The organism is Pantoea sp. LMR881, from assembly GCF_027157825.1.
Taxonomy (GTDB): Bacteria; Pseudomonadota; Gammaproteobacteria; order Enterobacterales; family Enterobacteriaceae; genus Pantoea; species Pantoea haifensis.
Genome location: NZ_JAPVOK010000002.1, coordinates 3,376,906 through 3,400,665, shown reverse-complemented (window position 1 = coordinate 3,400,665; position 23,760 = coordinate 3,376,906). Strand labels below are relative to the sequence as shown.

Annotated in this window: 17 protein-coding genes and 4 pseudogenes; 3 read left to right on the top strand and 18 right to left on the bottom strand. The window is 51.5% G+C overall.

What is annotated here, in order from left to right:
* Positions 1–4: 4 nt before the first annotated feature.
* From O3W44_RS17880 to O3W44_RS17825, 13 genes and pseudogenes are all read right to left on the bottom strand, one after another.
* A complete protein-coding gene (locus O3W44_RS17880) occupies positions 5–358 on the bottom strand; it encodes a hypothetical protein (protein WP_269294099.1) in 354 nt (117 codons plus the stop codon).
* Positions 359–1,066: 708 nt separating this feature from the next.
* Positions 1,067–1,705 carry a hypothetical protein gene (locus O3W44_RS17875; protein ID WP_269294098.1) on the bottom strand — a complete coding sequence of 213 codons (639 nt, stop codon included), beginning with the start codon at positions 1,703–1,705 and terminating at the stop codon, positions 1,067–1,069.
* Positions 1,692–1,844 (bottom strand): hypothetical protein, encoded by a 153-nt coding sequence (locus O3W44_RS25025; protein ID WP_442954651.1) that lies wholly within the window; start codon positions 1,842–1,844, stop codon positions 1,692–1,694. Before O3W44_RS25025 ends, O3W44_RS17875 begins: the two co-directional genes overlap by 14 nt.
* A gap of 752 nt (positions 1,845–2,596) precedes the next feature.
* A pseudogene (locus O3W44_RS25020) lies at positions 2,597–3,881 on the bottom strand (M23 family metallopeptidase); the annotation flags it as partial.
* A gap of 14 nt (positions 3,882–3,895) precedes the next feature.
* A pseudogene (locus O3W44_RS17865) lies at positions 3,896–6,247 on the bottom strand (type VI secretion system Vgr family protein).
* A pseudogene (gene tssH / locus O3W44_RS17860) lies at positions 6,244–8,896 on the bottom strand (type VI secretion system ATPase TssH). The pseudogenes O3W44_RS17865 and tssH overlap by 4 nt, the downstream one beginning before the upstream one ends.
* A 174-nt stretch (positions 8,897–9,070) precedes the next feature.
* Positions 9,071–9,562: a type VI secretion system effector Hcp gene (hcp, locus tag O3W44_RS17855; RefSeq protein WP_269294097.1), complete on the bottom strand. Its 492-nt coding sequence runs from the start codon at positions 9,560–9,562 to the stop codon at positions 9,071–9,073.
* 5 nt (positions 9,563–9,567) lie between these two features.
* Positions 9,568–11,277: an OmpA family protein gene (locus O3W44_RS17850; protein ID WP_269294096.1), complete on the bottom strand. Its 1,710-nt coding sequence runs from the start codon at positions 11,275–11,277 to the stop codon at positions 9,568–9,570.
* Positions 11,274–11,963: a type VI secretion system protein TssL, short form gene (gene tssL / locus O3W44_RS17845; protein ID WP_269294095.1), complete on the bottom strand. Its 690-nt coding sequence runs from the start codon at positions 11,961–11,963 to the stop codon at positions 11,274–11,276. The genes O3W44_RS17850 and tssL overlap by 4 nt, the downstream gene beginning before the upstream one ends.
* Complete coding sequence (gene tssK, locus O3W44_RS17840) at positions 11,960–13,300, bottom strand: type VI secretion system baseplate subunit TssK (protein ID WP_269294094.1); 1,341 nt, start codon at positions 13,298–13,300, stop codon at positions 11,960–11,962. The genes tssL and tssK overlap by 4 nt, the downstream gene beginning before the upstream one ends.
* 17 nt (positions 13,301–13,317) lie before the next feature.
* Positions 13,318–14,865 carry a type VI secretion system contractile sheath large subunit gene (tssC, locus tag O3W44_RS17835; protein WP_269294093.1) on the bottom strand — a complete coding sequence of 516 codons (1,548 nt, stop codon included), beginning with the start codon at positions 14,863–14,865 and terminating at the stop codon, positions 13,318–13,320.
* A 32-nt stretch (positions 14,866–14,897) separates the two neighbouring features.
* Positions 14,898–15,395, bottom strand: coding sequence for a type VI secretion system contractile sheath small subunit (tssB, locus tag O3W44_RS17830; protein WP_269294092.1), 498 nt, complete (start codon positions 15,393–15,395; stop codon positions 14,898–14,900).
* A gap of 901 nt (positions 15,396–16,296) precedes the next feature.
* Positions 16,297–16,545 (bottom strand): hypothetical protein, encoded by a 249-nt coding sequence (locus tag O3W44_RS17825; protein WP_269294091.1) that lies wholly within the window; start codon positions 16,543–16,545, stop codon positions 16,297–16,299.
* Positions 16,546–16,810: 265 nt separating this feature from the next.
* On the opposite strand from O3W44_RS17825, the gene O3W44_RS17820 reads away from it, so the two are divergent.
* Positions 16,811–18,031, top strand: a complete 1,221-nt coding sequence (locus tag O3W44_RS17820; protein WP_269294090.1) for an L-lactate MFS transporter — start codon at positions 16,811–16,813, stop codon at positions 18,029–18,031.
* A gap of 36 nt (positions 18,032–18,067) precedes the next feature.
* Here O3W44_RS17820 and O3W44_RS17815 read toward each other — a convergent pair.
* A pseudogene (locus O3W44_RS17815) lies at positions 18,068–18,941 on the bottom strand (SMP-30/gluconolactonase/LRE family protein).
* A gap of 264 nt (positions 18,942–19,205) precedes the next feature.
* Here O3W44_RS17815 and O3W44_RS17810 point away from each other — a divergent pair.
* The gene (locus tag O3W44_RS17810) at positions 19,206–19,361 is read left to right on the top strand and encodes a hypothetical protein (RefSeq protein WP_269294089.1); all 156 of its coding nucleotides are present in this window, start codon (positions 19,206–19,208) and stop codon (positions 19,359–19,361) included.
* 71 nt (positions 19,362–19,432) lie between these two features.
* On the opposite strand, the gene O3W44_RS17805 is transcribed toward O3W44_RS17810, so the two are convergent.
* The 4 genes from O3W44_RS17805 to O3W44_RS17790 all read right to left on the bottom strand — a co-directional run bounded on the left by O3W44_RS17805 (position 19,433) and on the right by O3W44_RS17790 (position 22,011).
* Positions 19,433–19,714, bottom strand: coding sequence for a hypothetical protein (locus O3W44_RS17805; protein ID WP_269294088.1), 282 nt, complete (start codon positions 19,712–19,714; stop codon positions 19,433–19,435).
* A 241-nt stretch (positions 19,715–19,955) separates the two neighbouring features.
* On the bottom strand, positions 19,956–20,756 hold the full coding sequence (locus O3W44_RS17800; protein ID WP_269294087.1) for a hypothetical protein: 801 nt from the start codon (positions 20,754–20,756) through the stop codon (positions 19,956–19,958).
* A 9-nt stretch (positions 20,757–20,765) separates the two neighbouring features.
* Entirely contained in the window at positions 20,766–21,218 is a 453-nt protein-coding gene (locus O3W44_RS17795; protein ID WP_269294086.1) for a universal stress protein, read from the bottom strand.
* A gap of 7 nt (positions 21,219–21,225) precedes the next feature.
* Positions 21,226–22,011, bottom strand: a complete 786-nt coding sequence (locus O3W44_RS17790) for an IclR family transcriptional regulator (protein ID WP_269294085.1) — start codon at positions 22,009–22,011, stop codon at positions 21,226–21,228.
* Positions 22,012–22,158: 147 nt separating this feature from the next.
* On the opposite strand from O3W44_RS17790, the gene O3W44_RS17785 reads away from it, so the two are divergent.
* Positions 22,159–23,760, top strand: a complete 1,602-nt coding sequence (locus tag O3W44_RS17785; protein WP_269294084.1) for an MFS transporter — start codon at positions 22,159–22,161, stop codon at positions 23,758–23,760.

Here is a 23,760-nt window from a genome sequence, read left to right as displayed (position 1 = left end):
AATTTCAATGCTTCTTTAGATAGTTCTTCACCTTTATCACCCGAAGAATTAGCACCAGAACCACATAGCACATTATTTTATGTATCAAACAGAAATAAATGATCTGGCCTGGTGTTTCATCTTTAAGTTTCGCCATGGCATTAACAGCCATAAAACCAGATGCATCTTTACTTTTCACCTGCAATAGAGATAGAGGTTTAGCCTTCCCATTTCTCACATATGTAGTATCTGAAATGGATTTCCACACTTTATTCTTATAATCATAAACAATCTTATTATCAGCTCCGCTAACACTAATTCCCTTATTGTTAACTTGCTGCGCATTATATCCCGCCTCACATGACTCACCAGAATACAAACGATTCCACTCTGATATTGGTGATTTTTTCTAAGTACTCATCATCAGACAATGCAGGGTATTTATAATCACTGAAATGCATATTGCATGCATAAAAACTGGATGACGAAGAAATATCTACGTTAGGATCTGATGTCAACGCCCTGGTTATTGAGGCACCCTCAAATTTAACAACTGGAGCAGAGACCATAGCGAAGGCGTTTACACAAAGAAAAACTGTTATCAATGATTTCATTTAGGCATGGAACTGGCAAAGTTATTTAATATCTATTCATTCATCCAGTTGTCTAAACCTATTTCAATAATTTCAAGGGTCTTTAGCACGCAAGGGATCTAACTGCTATTTAAAGTAAGACTACCAGAACCAAAAAGCGCACTATAAGTAGAGTCTTAAATTAAGCAAAGCTAATCAGTTCCTCTGCATTTTTATAGGTATCCTTAGTAAGCCTCCCATCAAAAGCCACCTATCCTTTAGCATTCTTTTCTTTATTTCTGAAATAACTACAGCCAACGAAAAACTGCATAAAAAGAGCATCTAAAACAAGGTGTTTCCCTTTACCTCCATTAACTCCGAAAAAAATCATTTCGTATCGATAAGTTCCCCACCTAACTCGCTCAGGGTCTTATCTCCCGAAAAAAGTTCTTTGCATTTACTTTCAATAATTTCATCATCCTTACCTTCTGGGAATATCACCTTCTTTTTTTGGGCTATATCCCACACACCGGAAAAGAATTTACAGAGCAATCAAGATCGTTAGGAGCAACATACATCCCATTCGCTGATATTTTTCCAATATAAAAGTCATCACTCACAGGAAATGCATCATTCGTTGCATTTACTTTTTTAACCACATCACTCCAAAAGCCCTTTCCTGTAAGAAGGTTATTTTTATCTCCGAAGTACGCCACTTTAGCTTGATAAATGCTTGAATCAACGTCTATTAGATAGAGGGATAAATATATTTTCTTCTCAAAATTAACATCGATAACGCTATCAATGTTCCCATCAAAATCTGGTATGCTATATAAGTTTATTGGGTTGCTGTCGCAATGCAATACTTCAGATGTCTTAAGATAATTTTTGCCGGGATACAAAAGTAAGCCTATTTCATCACTAGTCAATGAAATCATACCTGCACCTTTAGAAAGGCGCTTGCTCCAGTTACTTATTTTGCACCTTGATACCTTTCCTGATGCCATATCATCGACTGTGATATAACCTATCTTGTCATTGCTCAATTTAACAATGTGATCGTTTATTTTCACTGAATTATAACTCCCAGCAAAAACCATAGACGCGCCACTAATTAATATAGTAAAAACAATATAATTATTAAACTTGATCATCAATTAATACCTTTGCCTTTTTGGTTGATATTTTACGTTCTTTGATACCTTTATTTGCACCGTTAATACCTTTGGTTACATTTTCTATTATTTCATCGTCACCTGTGTTTTCCGGGAGGTCTGAATCCATTATTTTCAACACTTTCCCTTTAAAGCATGCAATAAAAAAACCACCTGTATCAATACAGTTATATGGACTCTCAGTGACTTTCTGTGGAAACTCAATGTCAGGAGGTCTTTTTTCATTTTTGATTTATGGTGCTTAATATACTCAGGATCCGTCCACCAAGAGCTATCGAAATCAATTTTCTTTAACCATCCTCTATAAACCCAATAACTAGAATATGTGTCCAATCCGGTGAGCATTTTAAATCCTCTACCACGAAACTTCTGGGCATCTACATCTCCACAATTACCGTTTTTCCAGCTGTATGATCCAGCTATCACAGTCCCTTTTGAGTTATATTTCTTACCAGAGAAATAGTCATCTTGCTCTTCACTAATAGCTCCATACCAATGACCAAGATCTGTATTTTCGTCGCGCTTGGAATCACCTACGATCCCACCACCAACGTGGACTCCATTTTTAATAAATTGTTCCTGGCTTAACTCTTGCATTACTAATAAATAACCTGACTCGACAGCGCCTTGCCCCAGAAAATGATATTTTCTCTTCGCACTATAAAGATTGTATTTATTCATGATCATATTTATAGCAAAGTAATACTCTGTAGCCTTCTCTTTTATTTTGGCGAGTTGAGATTTAATCGTTGACTTAGTGTTTGCCGCCATTACCTTTTCAATTACGTCACAATCAAGCCAACCACACTTCCGGAAGTGTCTAATAAATGTTTTTGGCTCGAAATGCCATAGCCTTTCGCTGCTAAAATCCCCAGAATCAAAGCATAACATTTCTGTATGAGCCTTGAATTTTGCATACTCTTCTTTCGTCATCGGATGATGTTCGTCACTTCCTGTTTCCAGCCATGAAAAACGGGTGTCGATCGTATTTTTTTCCCATTCGAACGGGAAATAACATATTAGCTTACCGCACTGGTTATCGAACTCACCCTTTTCCTGCAGTTTCTTGATAACGGCTGAATTACACTGGCTGTCACTGTCACTATCGTCATCAACTATCTGCCAGCCCGTCCAGTGAGGAAAATCAGCGTCACTAAACTTTTTAATATTGCAATCAGCAAGATTGACTACCCCTTTTCCACCGGGGTAATTGACCGTCATCCACAATGGCGCATCTGCCGGCACCAGTGTTTCATGGTCCGTATTGATCACCCGCCCAAAGCGAAGTAATTCGAACCCGGCGCTCGGGCTCTCCTTATAATTCCGCATAGCGGTTTTATAGAGATTGTATTCGTAGTCTTTGCCATCCGCATTTACCAGTGGTCTACCCAGCAGATCATATTTTCCGTCAATCTGTGAGTTCTTCTGCCGAGTAACCATCGTACAATTACCCTCTGCCAGAGTCATGCTGACATACAGAGGCACATTGCTGGTATAAGCTTCAGCAATCCCATCTATTGAAGCACTGTTATTTGCAGGCGCCCGGGCGTAAAACTTCGTTTGCAGTGGCAGATAAAAATGGATATCACCGTAAACCGCATCAGTGCGGCCATCTGTCGAAATATCCAGCTCCCCGTTCTTCTGCCCGTCAGCCTGCTGATATTGTCGTCATCGCAGAAAATTTGGAAATGGAACGCATTCACCCCATCCACCATACCGGGAAGGCCTAAAGGATCCTTCCGGTAGACTTTCTCACCGATTACAACGGTTGCAGCCAGCGATTTCAGGTGCATGTAAAGGGAGTAGAAAACCACTTTTGCTTCATCACCGCTGCCGATTTCGGTTTCATGCTTTATCAGCACATAACCATCATCACTCCCCTTCGCATTGGGCTTATCGGCGTTAATGTTAAAGGGTGCCAGATCGCGTTTGTCTGAGCTTTTACGGAGTGAAACGATAGTACCATCAGCTATCGCCCGCACGCTCTCAGCAGGTCTTCCTTCGTCAGTCTGACGAATGTGGATCCCCCATGCCACGATCCATGACCGTTAACGGGGTACCCACGGCGATCAACTACGGTCATGACTCTTTCAATCCAGGCCGCATCAGTTTCACGGGCTTCTTTCGCTTTCAGAAGGGGTGGGCTGATAATCATAAACTGACTCCTTGTCAGGAAAAGCTGAATTTACTGGAAGGTTCTGTGGTTTCAGGCGCCACATTCGGAAAGTCTTCTGGCTTGTTGGCCTTTTCTTTCCGCCCGTAGTGCCCGGCTTTAGTCCGGTATTCCCCCTGGGTGGCAGATTCAATGCCATTGGCATGAAGGGTGATATAGCTTCCCCCTCCGTTGATCGTGACCTGTTTCCTGGCAATAATTTCGATACGATCTTCGGTACTGACTACGCTGATTTCCCCACGAGCGATGAGTTCCATCAAATCATTCTGTGCCTGAATCCTCACCGGACCCTGGTTCGCGATGAGCTTGATCCCCAGCTTACGAACAAACACGCTCAGCGCATTGCCTACCCCGATGAAAAGATTTTTCACCACACTGACGTCAGCATTTTTACCGGCTGTGGCAATCAGGTTCTGACCGGCCGATACCTGCAGATGTTTCCCGCTGGTCATCGCCATACCATCCGGCGCACTGAGCAGCAGCACCGATTTTTTGAGGTCCGTCAGGTGCTGTTCCAGCAGTTTGATTTGCGCCTGAAGATCGGCCGGGTTCGCGGTCGCCTTCTGCGCGTCATCGGAGATGGATGTCATCTGCTCCCGGGCATCACCCAGATTGCTGACAGCCGGATGCATTTCCAGCACCTGGCCCTGTGCTTTCTTCTGGCCATCAGCGGCTGATAAATATCCCTTTCTGCGCCCGGATAGCGCCCCAGCTGTCGGTTCTGAGTTCAAAACCCTCACCGCGCTTCTGCTTGTCGGCATCAACTAAATGTCCGAGATTCAGCTGACTCTTGCCGCCGTACTCGGTGGAGACCTTGATATGCTCCTGGTCACGGCTGTCATCAAGGCGAATTTTGTTGTTCGCAGGCGTGCGCAGGACGTTGCGTTTGTAGTTTCGAATGGTGACATGGTCACCGTGCGCCGAGTCATGCAGCACGCCGGAGATGTACGGTCTGTCCGGGTTACCGACTTCAAAGCCAATAGCCACTTCGGTTCCCGCCAGGAGTGGCAGGTGCAGGCCGTAAGTGTCTCCGGCATACGTGCGGGACTGACGCACCCACAGGCTTTCGAATCCGGTCTCCCAGTTATCACGGTCAAACAGCATTTTGACGCGATAGCGACCCTCTTTATCGATATGGCCATAGGTGTCATTTTCGGTGGTACTGGTGACGCGGGCCGGTAATGTGCCAGCCATAACCGGGCGTGAGCCGCGCTCAGGACGGAAACTAACATCTGTGCTGTCCGGGATACCGTCAAACCTGACACCTAAGTCCTCATTACGCCGCGCATGGCTGTGCATTGCTGTGACGACCACACCCTGAGCAAACACGTCTGCCACTTCATGACCACCGGTGACTTTTAGCACCACGCCTGGAGAGAGCGTCGGGCAACTGGTAATGGCATGGGTCTGCGTCTGGCCAGTCAGGTAGCGTTCATGACGAATGCGGGCATAAAATGCTCCGGACTCCGGCGCCGGATTGCGGTCATAGGTACTGCCTGGTGTCAGATAGTTATCAGCATAATGATAGGCATCACCGTAAGTGGTGGCATCACCGCAGGTTGCGTCAACCTGGGTATCCATGTCTTCGGTGGCCTGACGGTAGTTGTAATCACGGGTGCTGACCTGTTTCTGCACCACGTTATGATGACTCTCCATTCCCCACACCGAATCCACACCTTCCGAGTGCTGCCCTGACGGTGGCACCGACGGCAAGATCAGGCCTTTTTCGTAACCCTGCTGACTGTCATAAAATTCCACCACGTCGATGTTCAGGCGTGTATCGGTGGTAAAGCGGAACCAGATGCCGATCTCACCCAGCAGGCGGGTGATAAAGTGCAGATCGTTCTCTCCGTACTGCATCACCTGCTCACGGCGCGGGTACTCTTTTGAAAGCGAGAACAGAAAATCCTGACCGCGCATGTTGTGGCGCTCACGCAAGATTTTTTCCACGATTTGTGGGGCTGACATGTCCTGGTAAATGGCGTTCTGGTGCGAACGTTCAAGCAGCGCCAGGCGTGGCCGGAGCGTCAGGGCGTAATGGGTTTGATCCTTTGACGTGCTGAGGCGCTCAAAACCGCTCACCACCCCTGAAGGGTACGCAGGGCCTGCTGCATTTTGATGCCGTAACCCTGGTCAACCGGGGCCTGCAGCGTCAGGGAGGCAGCTTTCATCAGCATCATTTCTTTGCAGATGGCATGGTCACCGCTAGTGAATTCAATACGGTAGCTGAACGGCGTGCTCAGGGCTTCATCGCCTTCAAATGCCAGCACATCAAGCTCTGCTTCACATCCCTTCACCGCCAGCAGGTGATGGTTGTGGCTGAATCTTATCGGCAGGCTGATGCTCATACGTTCACTCCTTGTATCCGGTTAAATTCCAGCACAATCCCTTCTTTCTCACTCCAGCTAAGGCGTAATGACAGTGGTTTCTGTCTGGCGGCCATTTGGGCCAGCAGCTGCTGGCTCAGTACCGGCAGGATTTGCTGGTTGAGTATGCTGTCGACGTTGCGCGCACCGGTATCCGGCAGCAGACAGGCGGAAGTGAGTGCGTCATACAGACTTTCACCAATATTCGTAGCCAGGCCATAATGGCGGTGCAGACGCTTGCTGACCTGCGCCAGTTTCATCTTCACAATCGTGCGCATGGCAGGTTCCGCTAACGGTCGGTAGATGACAGTCTGGAAGCGGGCCAGCAATGCAGGCTGAAAGTGGTCACGCAGGATCGGCCGCAGCAGTTCGTGCAGGTCTGCTTCGGTGGCGTCCGGCTGCTCATCAAGCAGTTGCATCAGAGGGTCGCTGCCGAGGTTGGAGGTCATCAGGATAACCGTGTTACGAAAGTCAATTTCCCGACCTTCTCCATCACGCATAAAACCGCGATCGAAGACCTGATAGAACAGGTTCATCACGTCACGGTGCGCCTTTTCCACTTCATCGAGCAACACCACGCTGTACGGACATTTGCGTACCGCTTCGGTCAGAATACCGCCCTGACCATAACCCACGTAGCCCGGCGGCGAGCCTTTCAACTGCGAGACGGTATGCGGCTCCTGATATTCCGACAAATTGATGGTGATGAGGGACTTCTCGCCGCCGTACAGCACATCCGCCAGTGCCAGCGCGGTTTCGGTTTTACCCACACCGCTCGGACCGACCAGCAGAAACACGCCCTGGGGCCATTCTCGGACGTGAGTCCGGTTTTGGCCGCGCGCAGACGCTGCGCGATGGCGTTGAGGGCAACATCCTGACCGACCACGCGCTTGCCGATTTCATTTTCAAGGCTCAGCAATTCGGTCTGCTCGTCCTTCATCAGCGAGGAGAGCGGCACGCCCGTCCAGTCGGCAATCACGTTGGCGACGGTGCGTACATCCACATCCACGGAGAGTAACGGGTTACTGTGCTGCATGCTGCTCAGTTCCTGTCGCAGCTTATGAGCCTCACTCTGGCGGGAGATATCCTGGCGGCTTTCCAGTACCTGTCTGGTGAGCGTGAGTTCCTGATCGTACTGGGTCTTCAGCTCTGCCAGTGCAACAATAAGGCTGTTCTCTTCCTGCTCAATGACAGTCATACGTTCACCGTGGATCTGATTACCCACAGTGATATCTTCCAGCAGCGCCTGCTTCTCCATTTCCAGAGAGGTCATTTGCGAGCGGATGCGGGTCAGCTGTTCCGGTACGGTGTCGAGGCTCATGCGCACGCGGGCGCTCGCGGTATCCAGTAAATCCACCGCCTTGTCCGGCAGCTGGCGGCCTGTTAAATAGCGGCGGGACAGCGTGACGGCGGCGCGCACGGCCTCGTCAGTGATATGCACGACGTGGTGTTCGGCGTAGCGGGATTTCAGGCCACGCAGCATCAGACACGCCAAGTCATCATCCGGCTCATCCACTTTGACCCTCTGGAAGCGGCGCTCCAGTGCGGCATCGCGTTCGAAGTACTGCTTATATTCGGACCAGGTGGTGGCAGCGATGGTGCGCAGTTCGCCACGGGCGAGTGCCGGTTTCAGCAGGTTAGCCGCATCCGTACCCCCGCCTGGTTGCCCGCGCCAATGATGGTGTGGGCTTCATCGATAAACAGCAGGATCGGCACTGGCGACTGCTGCACGGCGTCGATGACATTTTTCAGGCGCTGTTCAAATTCACCTTTCACGCCAGCGCCTGCCTGTAACAGGCCGAGGTCAAGGGCGCGCAGGATAACCGGTTTGAGGGATTCAGGTACGTTGCCTTCAGCAATACGCAGCGCCAGGCCCTCCACCAGCGCGGTTTTGCCGACACCGGGTTCCCCAACCAGAATCGGGTTGTTTTTGCGGCGACGTGAGAGAATATCCACCATCTGGCGAATTTCGGTGTCACGGCCGAACACCGGATCAATCTTGCCTTCTCTGGCTTTGGCGGTGACGTCGAGGGTGAATTTATCCAGCGCGTTCTGAAGAGCCGGGGTCAGTTCACCCTCTTTCAGTTCTGCTCCGATGGGACGTCCGACAAACGCCACTTCACCGCCGTAGCTCTGCGCCAGTTCCGCTTCCTGCTGCATCTCAGGACGCTCATCTGACTGCGCATCGAGCAGCGGGCGCAGACGTTCCAGTTGACTCTGGCCCAGGGTCAGCAATGGCCACAGACCATCACAGCAGGCCAGTCGTGGGTTGTCCGTCAGCGCCATCAGCAGGTGAACACTGCGGATATTCTCCTCCCCGGCAAGCGAGGCCAGCAGCCAGGCTTCCTGCATCAGTTTCTGGATATCGGCGGATAACTGCGGGCGGCTGCGTACCGAGCGCGGTTGATTATCCAGCCAGCCGAGCAAATCCTGCCACAGCGCATCCATATCCCACTCATAACGGCGCGCCAGCACCATCAGGTCACCTTCCCCCTGCTCAAGCAATTTCAGCAGCCAGTGCTCAGGCAAAATTTCCGCATGCGCGCGGGTCTGGCAAAGCGAGGCCGCCCCTTCCATCGCTCGGGCACAGTAAGGGTTCAGACGTCGCAACAGGATGGCTGGATTTTCCATGAATCTCTCTCTTTGTCGGTTGCTGGACACGCTACCGCCCATCGCTGTTTCCCGTGATGGGGACCAAAGCGCATACGGTCAGGCTGGCAGTTTGTGGGTTCTTTGCTGAATGTCCGCGCAGACAGGCATTCAGCAAAAAAAAAAGCGGACAGAGAAGCTCTGTCCGCTCGTGACTTACGCGGTGGCGCGTTCGTTCCAGGAATCGGAATGAATGATGTTGCCGTCTTTGTAGGTCCAGGTGATTTTTTCGTAGCGCAGTTCGATCTGCTCGAGGTGGTTATGCTTCTCGTAAGCAGGATCCTTGATGTCATGCATTACAGGCGCTACTTTCACCACTTTCACGTTCTCGAGTTTGGTGTTGAAGTACTCCACTTCCTGACCCGCGTCGTTGATTTTGTACCACTTGAATTCAGCAGACTTCAGGGTCTGACCGGTGGTCACTGCCTTGAACAGATATGGGCTGGAGGAGTCGATTTCCTTGGTAAATTTGAACGGCGTGTGGATACGGGTGCCGGTCAGCTTACCGGTGTTGTTGTCGGTCGGGATGTACAGGTTATGCGCCTGTGCCACCACCTCAATGCTGCCGTCACGATCCTGAACGTCCACAGACCCTTTGATGTCTGCGCCACCGTCGTCTTTCAGCCAAAGATAAACAGGAATTGCCATCGGATTTACTCTCCATTGTGTTGAGAAACGTCATCATCCTGCGATGACGCCGGGGTTTTGCCGGGTATCTGACAGGCGTTAGCCTGCGGTACCAGACTGATTTCGACACGGCGGTTAAGCGCACGCCCTTCCGGGGTGTCGTTGGTTGCGATCGGACGGCTTTCACCATAGCCCTGCACCGCAAAACAGCTTTCCGGCACCTCACCGGTGTCACGCATCCAGTCGCGCACCGCTGCGGCACGTTTCAGGGAGAGCGTCTGGTTCAGCTGCGGATTGCCGGTGTGATCGGTATGGCCGGACACGACAATCAGCCAGCCCGGTTTGGCCTTAACACCCACCAAAGAATTGACCAGCATTTTGGTGGAGCCGGCTTTCAGCGCCGATTTGCCGGAATCGAACAGCGACATGCTGTCGAGGCGGATAATTTTCGGGATTGGTTTGGGTTTTGGTGGCGGTTTTGGCGGTGGAGGGGGCACCCAGGAGCGGATCGCATCCAGCACCGGCATTCGCAGACGCTCTCCCTGATACAGACCGAGGCTCATCCGCGCCGGTACGCCATTGCGCGCCTGGTCATCAAGCTCTGCCGCATCGTCACGCAGGACGGCAACGGCGTCGGCTTTTGGTCCGAAATCATGCATCGGAATACGGTCATAGCGGACAATATCGAAGCTCACACGCTGCAGCAGCTGGCGATTGTTCCAGCCACTGCTGAGCAGCGCAGCAATGGCCGCCAGCGTGAAGATCCCGAGTGCACAACGCCAGGTGCGCCCACGCGGCGTCAGGCCTCGCCCTTCCGGCAACAGCGGCAGGATAAAATCCGGGAATGGGGAAATTACCGTACTGTCCGTTCCCACCGGCTGCCAGCCAGTCACTTGCTGCATCGCAGTATGACGGGAAAGCCACCTCGTCCAGGCCGATGTGACCAGGCTTCCGGCAAGGATCGGTCCCATTCCCCACAGCACCACAACAGGTGCAATGACAGGAACATCGGGGTTCTCATCCATAAAGACAGCTTTGACATGCTGATGGAACCAGCTCATCAGGCTGTTCATCAGCACCTGTTGCTGCATCGCAGGCGCCCCACCGGTGGTGACCCATGCAGCGATTGAGTCCGATGCTGAAGACTCACGCCAGACCCTCACCCCTTCTCCCGGGATAGCCGCCTGCCAGAGCATGCCATTCATCATTGCGCTGCCAACCTGACCATTCAGAACCAGCGGCACAGAATGACCCGTTTCTTTACGCAGCTGGCTGATTTGCCAGCGCAGGGCCAGCAGGCGACTGGTCAGGGCTTCGCTGTTGGCGTGTGTCTGCGGGCAGACACTGACCATTACCGACAGCTGACGACCCCAGTCAGGGCGCAGCCACAGTACCTGACGGGCTGCCTGCTCCGGATCCTGATGCTCCTCCACGCGGATCCAGCATCCCTGTGTGACAGTGAGCACCGATGACTGCTGCGGCCAGGCCAGCGGCAGATCGCCACAGACCAGCACCACGGGCTGACGGTAAGTGGCTTCAGGCAGATCATCCAGACGCAGAGTGACGTCATACTGCACACGATGACTGGCGACATACCAGAACGCCAGGATAAGCCCCAGCATCGTCAGCAGAGCGAGCACAGAAACCAGTCGGGATACTGGCAGGAAACTCAGACAGACCACTGCACTCAGCAGGGCGGCCCACAGCGCAAGCCCGCGCTGTTGTGCAGGACTCATTTCACGGCTCCCGGCAACAGGGTCAGCAGCGTCCGATCCAGCCAGTTGCTTAGTCCCCACCAGAGCGCGGCAACCACCACCACGCTCAGGCCAATACGCACGGGCCATGACGCCAGCCAGCCTCCTATTCCTCGTCCGGCACGGCTTTCCGTCAGTACCGGATGGGTTTGTGGATAGCTGAACGGCGTGACATGCTCACTGAGTGCGTTGACGAGTTTCTGGCGATCCGGGTCGTTCAGGGAGCGGAAACTGCCGAGGAATCCCAACATCATGACTCGCTGGAAGCAGGTCACAACGGCATTATCAGGATCCGGTTCATGCAGCACACCACGCATCCGGGCGCACAGCGTATCACCGGCGTCCATGGTGCCGAGGAAGTGCCCCTGCAGGGGAATGTCATACCACTGCACACAGGCGTCATCCTCCACACCGCGACCTTTGACCGCCTCATCAAGCAGCGCACACTGTGCGGTAAGAATATGCTGACAGCTGACTTCATCGAGTTCGCTGGCTTTCAGCTCATGCTGCACACGTTCGACATCAGCAATGCAGCACTCCCACAGCGTACGCCCTTCTCCATCCTGAAATTTCGGGCCGTGACGCAGGCTGATAACCTGCAGCCAGGTGTCCTGCAGCAGGGCATCAATATCAATGGACGCGGCAGCGCCACGTTTACACTCACTCATGTTCTCAGTACCGCAAAGAGTTCAAGTTCAGGCTCGCCAAGCATTCCCGGAACGTAAAACATACAGGTTCCGCTCTGGAGCATTTCGGTGGCCAGAGAATGAGAAACATCAAGGCTGAAGTACTGGTTTTCCAGGCGCAGTGGAATGGCTGCCGGCACATGACGCAGTGGCGTCAGAGGTACGCCCACCCGCGATGAATTGACGATACTCCTGACATGATCGGGGCTGCCGACTTTGCACTGGCGCGGGAACTGTTCCTGCAGCTGTGCCACCGGCATCGGGGAGCGCACGGAGAGATAGTAATCAGCCCCTTCACGCAAACGTGGGTCATGCAGGCGGGCCTGCCAGAAGTGAAGCCGGGCATTATGCTCAAGCTTAATCACCACCACCCGCGACGGCAGGCTGGCTTCCAGCAGGTCGCCCAGTAAATCAAACAGCGGCGGGAAGACGTTATTCAGTTGCTCATGCTGCCAGACCGGGATTGCACTTACCTGGTGTTCCAGCGAGAAGGTCAGCAGGCTGCCCGCAAGCCGAGCCAGTTCCGGATACAAACGTTCAGGCGGGCTTTGCGAGTGGCGCTGAAAATGTCCGAGCACCGGCTCGGCACTGTTCAGGGCATTGAGCAACCAGAACAGAGACACGTCGGCCACGGCAAAATCGGCCATCCGCTCGTTACTTTCCCGGCGCATATCCATCAGGCGACTCAGACGTGCGCGTAGCTGGGTCATCAGTTGCCCGAGCTGGGTCACCAGCCAACGGCTGCCCTGCAGAGCCAGCAGTGGCGGAAGATAATTTTCATCGAATGCCCAGCTCCCCTGCGAATCCTGCTGTAGTCGGACGACCGGACAGGTCAGGTAATCGCTGTTGTTCTGATGGGCAAACCGCAGCGTCAGCTCTGGTTGCATAACCGCAATCTGGCGGGTATCGCCTCCGAAAGTATTACGGACATCCCGCCAGCACTGGCGATAACGCACTGGTCGATCAGCCACTTCATCGGGTTTAAGGCAGTTACCGCCATTCGCCCGCAACAGAGGAAGGGCCAGAAGTACCACCACCTTATGCAAAACGCTTTCAAGCGACAGCACTGGTGGCAGGGCATCTGCATTGTCTGTATCAATCAGCGTGCCGTCCTGAAAACGGACATGCAGATGACGGGCCTGCAGGCGGCCCAGCTTCAGTGTTTCCGGTTCGAAAGCGACATTTATCACGCCCCAGGGCTGTGCTAACCCCATCCGGGCGATACTTTCGGCAGACCAGGCCGCATACGCGACCTGTTGCTGGAAGTGCTGGGGAGAGACCATAACGCCCCTGCCCCATAACGGTTGTTCCGTTTTCATCGGCTTCCTGCCTTAAGTTACGATTTCGCCTTCGGCATCTGAGAAACCAGTGACAGGTTGACGTCCATGCCTTCCACCTGGAAATGCGGTACGGCATAGAGTTTCACGCGGAAAAAGCCCGGGTTGTCCTCAATATCTTCCACCACAACTTTCGCATCACGCAGCGGGTGAGATGCCTGCAGTTCGTCGCCCGGATCGGTCATTTCCGTCACCAGACTGCGAACCCAGGTGTTCAGCTCCAGTTCGAGCAGACGGCGATCCTTGGTGGTACCGATGTTTTCACGCTGGATAAGCTTCAGGTAATGCGCGATACGTGACAGCAGGAAAATATACGGCAGACGGGCGTTGATGCGGCTGTTGGCGGTCGCATCGGCGGTATCGTACAGTGCAGGTTTCTGGGTGGAATTAGCAGAGAAAAAGCACGCATAATCGCGGTTCTTGTAGTAGCTGAGCGGAATAAAGCCCAGGTTCGCAAATTCGAATTCACGGGTTTCAGGGATCATCACCTCACTTGGGATTTTGACCTGATTACCGGTACCCAGATCGTACAGATGGATTGGCAGATCCTGAACAGCACCCCCAGCCTGCGGGCCACGGATCTGCACACACCAGCCGTTGTTGATGAAACTGCGCACCATGTTGGCCGCAAACGCGAAAGAGGCATTGGTCCACAGGTATTTATCGTGTTCGGGGCCTTTGACCTCTTCCACATAGTTGAAGCTGCGTACCGGTACGGTATCAGGGCCATACGGCAGACGCCCCAGTACACGCGGCATCACCAGACCGATATAACGGGCATCATCCGTCTCACGGAAAGATTTCCACTTGATGTACTCGGCACGGTCAAAGTAGTTACCGATATCTTTGATGGCCGCCACCTGTTCCATTGACGCTTTGAGGAAGAATTTCGGGCCTGCAGAGCCGATAAATGGCATATGCGCTGCGGCAGAGACTTTAGAAATATTGCGCAACAGGGCAACATCCTGCGCAGAGGCATCGAACTCGTAGGCGGAAATCAGCGCAGCAATCGGCTCGCCACCCGGCGTGTCGTACTCATCAATGTATGTATGCTTATACAATCCGCTCTGGATGATTTCCGGACTGTCTTCAAAGTCCTGTCGCAGATCCTCTTTAGCGATATCCAGCAGCTCAATTTTTACGTTCTGGCGAAAATCCGTTTTATCCACCAGCGATGTTAACCCGCGCCAGAGACTTTCTGTTCGCTGAAACGCTTCGTGATGCATCACCTCGTCGAGCTGGCGACTAATCTGGTAGTCCAGTTCTGCGATATGCTGATCAATCAGATTTTTATCGAGTTTTTCAACTTTTGAGCCTGCTTTAGTCAGGCATTCCAGAAACACCTGCATTCCGGCAGTCAGACGCTCATCGGCGGTCGCATCCGACATCGCCTGCGCATCCTGCCAGATATCCAGTGCACTGAGTTCAGAAACAGGGTTGAGATTGATTTTTTCAAACAGGGATGCGTAAACCCCGCCAGCAGGGGTATGCGCCGACACTACACTCTCGCGACCCGCAACATTCTCATTTTTTACAGACATCAGCATTCCTCAATTAATCCGTTAATCATCGTGGCCGTTTATGGCTGTTTCGGGGCCAGAACTGAGAGTTCGGCTCTGAGTTCTGCGCTTAATGCCGGGTCAAGGAGAATTTTTTCCAGCTCTTTTCGAAAATCCTGGTTATCCAGCAGATTTGCCTTGAGGTCACGGAGAAGATTGCGCATGGCAAGCATGGCTTTAAGCTGGGGTATCTGGCGGGCCACCTGCTCTGGTGTAAAATCTTTCATAGCCCGGAAAGTCAGGCTGATATTTTCCTCACTACCGTCACAGGCAAGCATATTTTTTACGGTGAGATTAATGCCTGGAGAATATTCTGAAAGAACACTGTCGATGTTATTTTTGTTAATATTGACTTTGTTGCGTTCGGATAATGCTGCGGTTTGCTGCCCATGACTAAAATCACCTGCAACCAGTAATTTCAACGGCAACTCTGTTTTCTTACTCGCCCCACCGGTATGCAGATCAAGCTTTAAATTAATACGTGCTTTCGGCACCTCACTCTGGAAACTATCAGCCATCTAAATATCCCTCTTTTTATCGCTTTGTGTTATTTAAACTTATAATGGATAGTAAGGCTGCCGACAGAAAAAACGAGAATTTTTAGATTACAAATCTCGCAATATAGATTTATTAAGAACTCACATCGCGCTATTAATGCTATTCCCTCAAGCACGAAAATTAACTTCCACCTTTTTTCTTTTTAAGATGGAAGCATACCCACAAGCCCAAATTAATAAAAATTATCAATTAGAACAAAAGCTTAAAATACGATACCCGCCATTTCTCACTCAGCATGCAGACATGCCTGAATACCTTAACTTTAGCCGCCGACGGGTAATAAGAAACAAAAAAACAGCTTAATAAAAACAAAAACATTAAGAATAATATTTTCTCTGGTTTATTCGCTTAATTTTATCTGAGTAAGCCTGAGATATCCCTGATGAAAAGATATTTTAATTTTTCTCATTATTTATGGCAGACATTCACACCAGCCACCGCCAGTAACCTTTTCAGATAGCGAGGTAGCGCCTGTGAACGTCTATGATAAAACCTGTTCAGAAAATCTGCAGACCTGAACTCTTGCCCGGTTTCAGACCACGATTTTAAGCGCCATAAACACCAGAGTATTAATTACCACAAGCGCAGCTGAATACATGCTTTGCCTCAGACCTAATAACGCCTGCCCGGCATGGTTAAACGCTTTTTTTCTGAGGTTATCCCAAAGGCGTTACGCCGTTGGCCTGACGAAAGCGATGGCTGAAAGGACCTGAAGAATGAACACCACAGCGTAAGGCGATCTCAGCGCCATCCCCTGGCTTATTGATGATTTTGCTGGGCAATTTAGTGAGGTTTACCCGCTGGTCGCTGATGCGTTATCGCGCTATCGTCTGACAGGAAAACGGGCTGCAGCCCGCTTTCTCAAGGGCATCGTGCCCTTTTTTGCTGATTAAAATTGACGGCTTGTGGCTGGTTGATTGCTTTACGCGCAATCCAGTAGAGCAGAACACGAGCATCATCTTCGTCACGATCGGCCATCGACAGCAGCTTTAATGCCAGCGTCGATTTTGTCACCGGTTGTTGCTCTACGCTCAGCTCCATTACAGCCTGACCAATAATGCAGTAAACTTCATTCTCACTGGTAACGGATTCATATGTCCGATCTTTCATATTTCCTCCTGTAAAGTGAACCTTTAGCCTGGCAAAAAAACTGCAAAGCTGCTGTAACAAAGCGGCTAAGGAAACATTAACTTACGGCTAATTACCCTTACTTAAGCATCTGCCTCCTTGGTTACTTATGGATCAATGCCGTTCATACCCGCTGAATGGCATTTCATGCCGCGCTTCGTTCCGTTCATGCCGTTATTTCTCGCCCGCGCGTAACCGTGCATTACTCTGCTTACAGTTTCCGCATTCCCGAACGGGAGAGAAAAATATGAATCAGTCTCAACTTACGTCTTACCCGCGTACCCGCTGGCTTACCCTGACTGGCACGGTCATTACGCAGTTCGCTCTGGGTTCGGTTTACACGTGGAGTTTGTTTAATGGACAACTGTCTCAAAAGCTGGATGCTCCCGTCAGTCAGGTTGCCTTTTCATTTGGTTTGTTGAGTTTAGGTCTCGCTATCGCCTCGTCGCTGGCGGGTAAGCTACAGGAGCGTTTTGGTGTACGTAACGTGACCATTGGCGCAGGCATATTAATGGCGCTGGGCTTTTGGCTTACTGCCCACGCTGATAATTTAATGATGCTTTACCTTAGCGCAGGTGTATTAGTCGGCCTGGCTGATGGCGCTGGTTATCTGATGACGCTGTCAAACTGCGTTAAGTGGTTCCCGGAACGCAAAGGCATGATTTCCGCCTGTGCAATAGGCGCCTACGGTTTAGGCAGCCTGGGTTTTAAATTTATTTGCGGCGCACTGCTGGCTAATTTCGGCTTAGAGCAGACGTTTGTCATTTGGGGATTGCTGGCGATGTCGATGATTATCGTCGGCGCACTGTTAATGCGGGATGCTCCGCAACAAACGGCAATCAACTCAGCGCGTGAATGTACCGACTACACGCTGGCACAATCGGTACGTCTGCCGCAGTACTGGATGCTGGCGCTGATGTTCCTGACTGCCTGTATGAGCGGACTGTATGTTATCGGCGTGGCGAAGGATATTGGTGAAGGGCTGGTACATCTGACAACACAAACTGCAGCAAATGCGGTGACGGTTATTGCGATTGCTAACCTGAGTGGCCGCCTGATCCTTGGCATCTTGTCAGACAAAATGGCACGTATTCGGGTAATTTCACTGGCACAGCTTATTTCACTGACGGGCATGGCGGTATTGCTGTTTACCCACATGAATGAGACGTCGTTCTTCTTCTCGCTGGCTTGTGTGGCGTTTAGCTTTGGCGGCACGATCACCGTCTTCCCGTCGTTAGTCAGTGACTTCTTTGGACTAAACAATCTCACCAAAAACTACGGCCTGATTTATCTCGGCTTTGGTATTGGGAGCGTGATGGGATCGTTAGTGGCCTCGCTGTTTGGTGGGTTTACCGTCACCTTTAGTTTGATTATGACACTGCTGGTGATTTCCCTCTTCCTGTCGCTGACGATTCGGCTGCCGCTGCGTCAGGCCCTGAGCCAGCCACTGTTACAGCAACGCAATTAAAACATTATGGGCCGCAATCTGTGCGGCCCATTAGCATTAGCCGCGGAACAGCGGCTCAGCCATACCGGCCACCTCAACATCTACCGCTAAGATATCCCCCGATTGGGGATAACGCGCCAGCTCTTCCTCTGTACGATTTTCCCGCGAGCTGGTGATATAAAGCGTTTTCAAATCTGCGCCACCAAATGCCACCATGGTTGGCCATTTCACCGGCAGTGTTATCTCATCAACGATCTCTGCGCTTTGCGGATCGATACGCACTACTCGCCCGCCGTCAAATTGTGCTGACCAGTAAAAACCCTCGCTGTCCAGCGCCGCGCCGTCAGGCAGGCCGCCACTGGCGTCAAAGCGACGGAAGATTTCGCGCTCGCCCGGCTCACCGCCGCGGTCTAACGGATAACGATACAGCACTTCATTTGGCGTATCGCTCTGGTACATCCAGCGGCGGTCGGCCGAAAAAGCGAGTCCGTTAGAAATTTTCACATCGCGCGCTTTCACTTCCAGTTTAAGGTCAGGCGTGACGCGGCACAGTAAGCCACCATTTTTGTCCTGCGGTTCCCACAAACTGCCACACCAGAAGTTGCCCCACGGATCGACACGTCCATCATTGAAGCGACTTTGTTCAGCGATACCGGGATTATCCGCCACTTTACGCTGCGGTTTGCCTTGTGCATTTAAGAGCCAAACGCCGCTACGTAACGCCGCAATAACCCCCCTGTTCGCGCAGCCCGATACAACCGACCTCTTCAGCCTGAGGAAACGTCTGCAGCTCACCGCTACGCGGATCGAAACGGTGTATAGCAGGGGCCAGAATATCGACGCACCATAAAACCTGTTCCTGTACTGACCACAGGGGACACTCACCTAACTCCGCTTGTAATGCCAGAACATTTTTAACGTCGTGTGACATTGTTAACTCCTCATAAACAGCCCTGTTAATAATGTAGCGGCAAACGGATATTAAATGAGAATTATTTTAGGCGGTTTTTTCAGAGGGTTCCTGGCGAGGTTATTTAATATTCGGTCAATTCTGATATAAATAAATCCACAAAACAGAAAATCGATATTTAAGAAACATTACGAAATATTTATATAAATAAATCTACATTTACTGCATCGTCACTTCACTTTTCCGGCGTAATGTTGCACCCATCGGAAAAGAGGAGGACTTTCCATGAAAAAAATAATTAAAGTCGCGTCGGTGTGTGCGCTTATTACCTTGCTGAGCGGTTGTATCATCGGACCCAGACATGGCGGTGGCTGGCACCACGGGGGAGGCTATCACGGCGGGCATCATGGCGGTTATCACGGTGGACATCATCACCGCTAATGGGCAAAGACACTACACAGCATAAAATAAAAATATAAACAGGGGCGGGATAATTATCCCGCCCTTTTACATTAACTTCTTACCGCGTAATTACACTGAAACCAGGCTTTCTTCAAGCCTGGAATATGGCTTTCTTGTGCGGGTAAAGATTCCACTTTATCGAATCCTTTCTTATTACAATATTCAGCCAGATCGAGTTTCATGGCATCCTGATTGACGGTTTCCGGATCATAACGATATTGCACTGTATTTGAGCTCGGATCTTCATCAATGCGTTCAAATGCGCCTGGTTTGCTGGCGGTACATCCGCTGAGCAAAAGTAGCGCCAGCGCGCCAGCTAATTGTTTTTTCATTTTAATTCCTCACTTTGCTGCGCAGTGTAAGGCGCAGCACCTGGTGCATCTATAGGATTTATGCACGAATTAAAGCCAGCAGAAGCGTTTCTGCCAATTGATTTGATAAGATTAAACGGCTATATCTATCAGAGATAGCGTGAGAGGATGTATCCAGACAAAACGATGTCTGCACCACACCAGGTAATACTAAGAAAAAAACACATCTTGACCTTTGTGCCCGCGCTGAGCGGCGCTTTTTTTAGCCTGAAAGCGCAATCATTCTACGAAGCAAGTTAGCGGCTTGCTTGTCAGGTAATGCGAGGATCGCGCTGTAAAGATCAATCGACATAGCACACATTGATGAACGGTCTACAGCGGTATCGGCAGGCATATTTAACTGCTGAAGCCTGTCGCCCCATTTTTTATAAAGCCCGGCAACCACATTTTGCAGATCGCGCTGGGCGGCTTCCTTATCGACAGGCAGATCCGCCTGAACACTGCTCAGAAGTAACACTTCCATCGCCTGCGCATCGAGTTGATTTAATGCGGGCGAAAGGGTTTTTATCAGATTCACTCCGCCGTTGACTTGCGGGTAGAGATAACGGAAGCAGAGCTGGGCATTGATCTTGTTAAGTGCCTGCATCTCCTGCACCGACACTCGAATATAATTGACTACCGCCGCGTCTGGCGCACGCATCAAGCGTTGGTTAATCACCTCTGCAAGCCAGCCACGCAGTTCGCCAGTGGCCTGTTGAGCGGATTCGCCAGCACGAATTTTATGCAGTAACTCTTGTACCAAAAGCTGCCACAGCGCGGGTTCCTGCTGTTGCAATACCCGATAACCCGGCGTTTGCGCCAGTTGCTCTTCCGCCAGCATTTGTTGCTGTGCACGCTGCTGCCTGGGGTGCATCCAGCTGAACCACAATAAATTGGCCAGGATAACAGGCAGCAGGAAAATCAGTACGCCCTGCCACACGCGCAACCGGGTCGTTTTAATCAGGCCAAAAATGATTAACGCCAGCAGCACAAAGGCCGCCAGCGTAATTAAAAACAGTGTCATGCCGCGTGGTTATTCCTTTCGTACATCAATAAGTACCGGACAATGAGCACGCTCAATCACGGCAGCACTCACCGATCCTTTTAACAGGCGATTAAATGAAGAGAGATGCCGACGGCCCATGATAATCATACTGGCCTTAAGCTGCTCCGATTGCGCAATAATAGTATCCGCCGCCTCACCCGCTAAAATCATGCCCCGGGCATCAATGCCAGCACGCAACAGCGGCGCGAGCGCATGGCGTACCACCATTTCAGCCGTATTTTGCTCATCCTGCGCTGCGACAAAATCAGACGGATCTTCAGCCGCATCAATCTCAATCGGCTGATTACAGGATGAGTATGCGGGATCAATACAGCACAACACCACTACCTGTGCCTTGTGCGCCAACGCTTCGTCCATCGTCAGCGAGATGACTTTTTCAGCGACCGGCGAATTATCAACGGCCATTAATATGGTTTTCATCGAATGGTTATCCTTCTACAGCAGCGATTTTGCCAATTTCACGTATCAGCGCCTCTTTGCACTTGAGTATTTCCTCACGATAACGCGCTTCATGTTTGAGAAAACGTGCAGTGGGCACCAGCAGAGAGACGGAAAAACGACCAAACAGCGTATCCAGTGCTACAGCCATGGTTGAAATACCTTCCAGCGTTTCACCACGATCGTAGGAGATACCGCTTTCGCGCACTTCCGCTATGCGTTGAAGCAGTTGCGGCAAGGTTTTTACTGTCATCTCAGTCAGTTCGCGATAAGCCTCACCAACCATTACCCGTACATCTTCGTCACTCTCCAGCGCCAGCAGCGCCCGACCACCAGAGGTGCTGTAAAGCGGCAGGTTTAGCCCAATGCGCGGTACGACACGTAGCTCGCGCGAGGCAACCACATAATGGATGATGGCCAGTTGCGTACCGCTGGCACGCGCCAGCGAAACCGTTTCATTGGTATCCGCGCACAGTTTTTCCAGTAAGGGTTTCGCTAAATCTACGACGTCTGTATGTACGCTTGAGATCAGTTTAAGTAAAGCGGGGCCGAGCCGCAGCCCGCCTGCGCCACTGCTGCGTACCAGTTGAGCACTGTCCAACGCCGCCACGATGCGTTGTACCGTTGAGCGCGGTAAATCAACGGCCTGGGCAATTTCGCCGAGACTCATACCCCTGGGATGTTCACCTAATGCGTTCAAAATTTTTGCTGCGCGAGCGATGACCTGAATGCCACCGGTTTTTTCATCCTCGCGGCTGGATGGAAGTTGAGCCATAGCGTCGTCCTGTTTGAGCTGCCTTACTGTAGCGTGATTAAGGCACTTTTTACAGCATGTACCACATTGCAATACATCATACCGGGATGTAAGATTGTGATCTGTATCACATCGCAATACACCGCATCAAATTATAAGAGAAATGTTATGAACGCTACGCCTGCCTCCGCGCCGGCCCCGCATCCTTTTACCCTGCGTCTGGCACTGGGCTTAGTCGGTGTGCTGATCGCTGCGCTGACTTCAGGGTTAAACGATCGCGTTACGGATATCGCGCTGGCTGATATTCGGGCAGCAACCGGCATCAGTTACGATCAGGGTAGCTGGATTATTTCCGCTTATCAGGCAGCCGAAGTGGCGGCGATGATGATTGCGCCGTGGTTTGCCGTCACCTTCTCGCTACGCCGTTTTACCCTGACGGCATCGGCTGGTTTTATGCTGACCGGCATACTGCTGCCGATGATGCCGACGCCAACACTGTTTATTGCACTGCGCGTGGTACAGGGTTTATTTGGGGGCGCACTGCCGCCAATGCTGATGACCGTGGCGCTGCGTTTTCTGCCGCCCCCGCTAAAACTTTATGGTCTTGGTGGCTATGCCTTAACGGCGACTTTTGGGCCGAACATGGCCGCGTCGCTGGCCGCCTTCTGGACCGATGAAGTGAGCTGGATGTTTGTATTCTGGCAAGTCGTGCCGGCGATGTTAATTGGGATGCTGCTGATCGGCTGGGGCTTACCTCAGGATCCGTTGCGTACTGAGCGTTTCAAACAGATCGATCTCTTCGGCATGCTGACCGGCTGCAGCGCGATCGCTTTGCTGATTTTGGCGTTGACGCAAGGCGAGCGTCTCGACTGGCTTAATTCGCCGCTGTTTGTTGGCTTACTGCTGACTGCCCTGCCGCTGTTCGTGGTGTTCCTGATTAATGAATGGTTTCATCCGCTGCCGTTGTTTAAGTTGCAAATGCTGCAACGGCGCAATCTGACACACGGATTACTGGCGTTAGCCGGTGTGCTGATCGTGTCACTTTCTGGCTCTGCCCTGCCCTCCGCTTATTTTGCGCAGGTCGAAGGTTTTCGCACGCTCGAGTTTGCGCCGCTGGCGTTAGCCATTGGTCTGCCGCAGCTGCTGATCGCGCCGCTGGTTGCGGCATTACTCAATATCCGCTGGATTGACTGCCGCTGGGTGCTGGCAGCCGGTCTTGGTTTGCTCGTGACTTCCTGTGGGCTGGGAATGCACATTACCAGCGACTGGGCGCGACAAAACTTCTGGCTGATCCAGATTTTGCAGGCTTTTGGGCAGCCAATGGTGATTTTGCCGATATTGATGAGCGCCACCAGCGTAGTCGCTCCGCCAGAAGGGCCGTTTGCCTCCGCGATGTTTAATACCGTGCGCGGCTTTTCCAGTATTGCGGCGTCGACCTTAGTGAGCTGGTTTGTCAGTCACCGCGAGCAGTTTCATTCCAACGTGCTGATTAACCATGCAGTCAGCCGCCCGTGGCTGATGACGGCTCTTGACAGCAGTCAGGCAAACCGTAGCCAGCCGCTGTTGCCGGATGGCAGCGTAAGCAGTAGCGAAAACCTGAGCGGTTTTGCCACCCTGGTGAAACATCAGGCGCTGGTTCTGAGCCTGAGCGATACCTGGATGCTGCTGATTGGCTTTGCTGCTTTCATGCTTTTATTGACGGCCATTTTGCCGAAGCGCGTATGGCCGCCACAAACCCTGATTCAACCCGTAACACCGACGTCGAGATAA